Annotated in this window: 5 protein-coding genes; all 5 read right to left on the bottom strand. The window is 49.4% G+C overall.

Translation table 11 applies throughout. The features are described 5' to 3' along the window. Positions 1-169 (bottom strand): twin-arginine translocation signal domain-containing protein (locus Q0200_RS09575; RefSeq protein WP_297940701.1); only part of this gene is annotated, 169 nt, incomplete at its 3' end. Between the two features lie 402 nt (positions 170-571). After that, positions 572-1384, bottom strand: coding sequence for a carbon-nitrogen hydrolase family protein (locus tag Q0200_RS09580; protein WP_297940696.1), 813 nt, complete (start codon positions 1382-1384; stop codon positions 572-574). Then, on the bottom strand, positions 1377-1571 hold the full coding sequence (gene xseB / locus Q0200_RS09585; RefSeq protein WP_297940698.1) for an exodeoxyribonuclease VII small subunit: 195 nt from the start codon (positions 1569-1571) through the stop codon (positions 1377-1379). The genes Q0200_RS09580 and xseB overlap by 8 nt, the downstream gene beginning before the upstream one ends. After that, complete coding sequence (locus Q0200_RS09590; protein WP_297940700.1) at positions 1564-2664, bottom strand: homoserine O-acetyltransferase; 1101 nt, start codon at positions 2662-2664, stop codon at positions 1564-1566. The genes xseB and Q0200_RS09590 overlap by 8 nt, the downstream gene beginning before the upstream one ends. After that, positions 2664-3974: an IMP dehydrogenase gene (gene guaB, locus Q0200_RS09595; protein WP_297940703.1), complete on the bottom strand. Its 1311-nt coding sequence runs from the start codon at positions 3972-3974 to the stop codon at positions 2664-2666. Before guaB ends, Q0200_RS09590 begins: the two co-directional genes overlap by 1 nt. Positions 3975-4039 lie beyond the last annotated feature (65 nt).

The following is a 4039-nucleotide window of genomic DNA, read 5'->3' on the forward strand; positions in this document are numbered from 1 at the left end:
CTAGTCCTGCAAAACCGGAACCAACGATAACTACGTCCCACTCTTCGTCAAATTTGACATCTTTAGCGTTAACGGCTGCTTGCGCATTTACTCCGCCTAGAGCTAAAGCTCCGGCACCTACCATACTTAACTTAACAAAATCTCTTCTTGAAACATTTGAGTTTTTCATAGCTTCTCCTTAAATTTATTTAGCTATTACCTGTAAATCTTTAATTTACGACTCTACTCTAAATACCTTTATTACTATTGGTGTCTTTTGAGCGTCCTCCTTGGATTAAATTTATTTTTCATAGTGTTATTGTAGTATTTAACTTTAAAAAATAAGCTTAAATGAAGTTGTAATTTATAATTTATTTGTAATATTAAAGGATATATTTGTCTTGAGAGTAGCGGCGTTACCAGGCTAGGGATGGTGAAAAATAAAATTCAAATTTACAGGATTAAATTTGAATTGTGACGTTAAATTTGGAGGTAGAGAGCGGCGGTAGGATGGTAAATTTAAATTAATTGGCAAAAATTTGCAGATGAAACGGCGGCAAATTTAAACATATTTGCCGCCTGAAAGCTAAATTTAGCCTAGTCTTTTATGTAAAATTTGAGAAAATCCCCATAGAAGTCTTGCCTGCGCGAGTTCGGTTTTTTCGAGTTTTGCTACCATCATCTCTTCGTTTTTGCCTAGGCGCGAAACCACCTCGCCAAATGGGCTAATCAGCATCGAATCGCCGTAAAAGCTCCACTGCTCGCCGCTTGCGGCCTTGTGATTGCCGACGCGGTTTACGCGCAGAACATAGACGTTGTTTGTAAAGGCGCGGGTTTTTAGCAGCTCCTCCCAGCGCGACTCGCTAAAAAACGTGCATGCGGTAGGAACTACGACTACATCGACTTTCTTTCGCGCCATATACGCCCACGCCGCGTCAAAATGCGCCTCAAAGCCAAACATCACGCCGATTTTAAATTTCTCGTAACTAAATACGGGCAAATTTAGCTCGCCTTCAGTCTTGTTGGCAAAAAATTTCGCCTCGTTCCAGTGCGGGTAGGGCATCAAGATCTGCTGCTCGTAAAAGCGCGACGACGCGGGGCTAAATCTCGCCGCGACCTTGACGAAACCTTTGCCTTTGGGCAGTACGAGCGGGGCTAGGATTTCTAGGTTGTATTTTTGCGCCATCGCAGCAAGCGCGTGTTTTTTGCGCTCGCTTTGTTCCTTGATAAGGCTTTTTGGCATGAGCTCGAGCTCTTTAAAAAAGCTGTGTAGCACGTACTCTCCGAGCACAACGAGTCTAGCGCCTTCGCCCGCGCAAATCCTAAAATAATAATCTAGCCGCGACTCGCTCATGGGCTGGGTCGGCAGCTGCAAGGCGCAAACGGCTGCGGTCGCGTTATTCATCGTCTGCGTCCTTTACGACTAGCCTTGCGTTTTGCAGGATCTTGTCTGCCTCCTCGAGCAGCTTTTTGCCCTCTTTGTGCAGCTTGACGCTTTGCTCGAGGCTTAAATTTTCATCGCCGAGCTGTTTTAAAATTTCATTTGCTTTGGCGAGTTTGCTTTCAAAATCCTCGCTTAAATTTTCACTCATCTAAAACCTTTTTTATGATTTTTTCAAATTTATCTACTTCGACCAAAAATGCGTCGTGGCCGTAGTCGCTGTCTATCTCGTGGTAGTCGCACGTCTTGCCGATGTCGCGTAGCGTCTCGTGCATCTCGCGCATGCAGCTTGGCGGAAATAGCATATCGCCGCTAAATGCGACCAGCGTAACCTTGGCGCAAATAGGCAAAAGAGCGTGCGCGAGATCGTCGTAATGGCGCGTGCAGTCAAAGATATTCATCATCTTTACGATATAAAGGTAGCTCAGCGGGTCAAAGCGCTTAGGAAAGCCGTGGCCGTTGTACTCCATATATCGATCGACCTGAAACCGCCCCGTAAGCTCGTAAAGACCGTCGGTTTCGACGTAGTTACGGCCAAATTTGGAGTCCATGGAGCTAGGCGAGAGAAAGCTGATGTGCCCCGCCATACGCCCTAGCGCCATGCCGGTTAGTCCCTGCGCGGCGATGTCGTTTTCGTCGTATTGCCCGTCTTTAAAACCTGGATCGCGCAGGATGCCTTCGATCGCGATTTTATTAAACGCGATCGCCCAGGCCTTGCTCTGATAGGTGCTGGCTAGGATGATGACGTTTTTGGCGAAATTTGGAAACTCGATCGCAAAACAAAGCGCCTGCATACCGCCTAGGCTGCCGCCCACGACTGCATGCGCGCGCTCTATGCCTAAGTGCTCAAAAAGCCTCATCTGCGCCTTTACGACGTCGCTGATGGTTAGCACCGGAAAGCGCAAACGATACTGCTTGCCCGTGCTTTTTTCGATACTGAGAGGATTTGTCGAGCCGAAATTCGAGCCGAGGATATTTACGCAGATGACGAAAAATTTGTTCGTATCTATACCCTTGCCATCGCCCACTAGCGCGTCCCACCAGCCAAATTTCTGCTCATTTTCGTATCTGCCTGCGGCGTGGTGACTGCCCGTTAGCGCGTGGCAGACGACTATGACGTTGCTTTTATCCTCGTTTAGCTCTCCATAAGTTTCGTAAGCGAGCTCAAATTCGGGTAAAATTCGGCCGCTCTCCAAATAGAGCGGCTCGCCAAATTTTACTTTGCCGGTTTTTAAATTTAGCACTAATTGACTTTGTAGTTAGGGGCTTCTTGCGTGATGACGACGTCGTGGACGTGGCTCTCTTTTAGGCCTGCGCTCGTGATCTCGACGAACTGGGCTTTTTCCTGAAGCGTTTTGATATCTTTTGAGCCCATGTAGCCCATCGCGCTTCGTAGGCCGCCAACCAGCTGGTGCACGACCTCTTTTATGCTGCCGGCAAACGGTACGCGACCCTCGATACCCTCAGGTACGAGTTTATCTTGCGCGGTGCCTTCTTGGAAATATCTATCGCTACTGCCTTTCGTCATCGCGCCGATACTTCCCATACCGCGGTAGACTTTATACTGGCGTCCTTGGAAGGTTATCACCTCGCCCGGAGTCTCCTCGCAGCCTGCTAGCAAGCTACCCGCCATCACGCAGCTAGCGCCTGCGGCTAGGGCTTTGGCTACGTCGCCAGAGTACTTTAGTCCGCCGTCTGCGATGACAGGGATACCGTATTTTGCAGCTTCGGCCGAGCAGCTATCTACGGCGAAAATTTGAGGTACGCCAACGCCGGCTACCACGCGAGTGGTGCAGATAGAGCCCGGTCCTATGCCTACCTTGATGCCGTCAGCGCCGGCTTCTGCTAGGTCTTTGACGGCAGCCGGGTTTGCGATATTTCCGGCGACGACGTCCACTTTTAGTTCGGCTTTAACCTGTCTTAGCGTGTCTAGTACGCCTTTTGAGTGGCCGTGAGCGGAGTCTATAACGATGACGTCTACGCCGGCTTCCGCTAGAGCTTTTGCTCTGTCCATTTGACCTACGCCGATGGCTGCTGCTACGCGGAGTCTGCCGTATGCGTCTTTGTTTGCGTTTGGATACTCTTTGCGTTTTTTTAGATCTTTTATGGTTATGAGGCCTTCTAGGTGGCCGTCTTTATCGACGATAGGCAGCTTTTCTACGCGGTTTTGAGAGAAAATTTTCTCCGCATCGTCTAGCGTGCAGCCCTTTGGAGCCGTGATTAGCGGAGCTTTAGTCATCCTATCTTTTACGAGGACGCTTCTATCGTTTTCAAATCTCAAATCGCGGTTGGTTAGAATTCCTATCAGTTTATTTTCCTCGTCTACAACGGGAACACCTGAGATGTGTAGATCCGCCATCATATCAAGCGCGGAGCCTACGCTAGCGTTTGGCGAGATGGAGATAGGATCGATGATTACGCCGCTTTCGCTTTTTTTGACGCGGCGGACCTCTTTGACCTGGCTTTGTACGTCCATATTTTTATGTATGACGCCGATACCGCCCAGGCTCTCGCCACTGTTCTGGCCGAGCTGGTCACCAACGCCGTCGAGCACGGGCTGGAGAACCGCGACGGCACGGTGACGGTGCAGGCCCACCGCGAGGGCGACGACCTGACCGT

The sequence above is a fragment of the uncultured Campylobacter sp. genome, from assembly GCF_938045225.1.
Classification (GTDB): Bacteria; Campylobacterota; Campylobacteria; order Campylobacterales; family Campylobacteraceae; genus Campylobacter_A.

Excerpts from the sequence above, each read along its gene's own strand:
- Q0200_RS09580 (WP_297940696.1), bottom strand. The coding sequence starts at position 1,384 with ATGAATAACGCGACCGCAGCCGTTTGCGCCTTGCAGCTGCCGACCCAG.
- xseB (WP_297940698.1), bottom strand. The coding sequence starts at position 1,571 with ATGAGTGAAAATTTAAGCGAGGATTTTGAAAGCAAACTCGCCAAAGCA.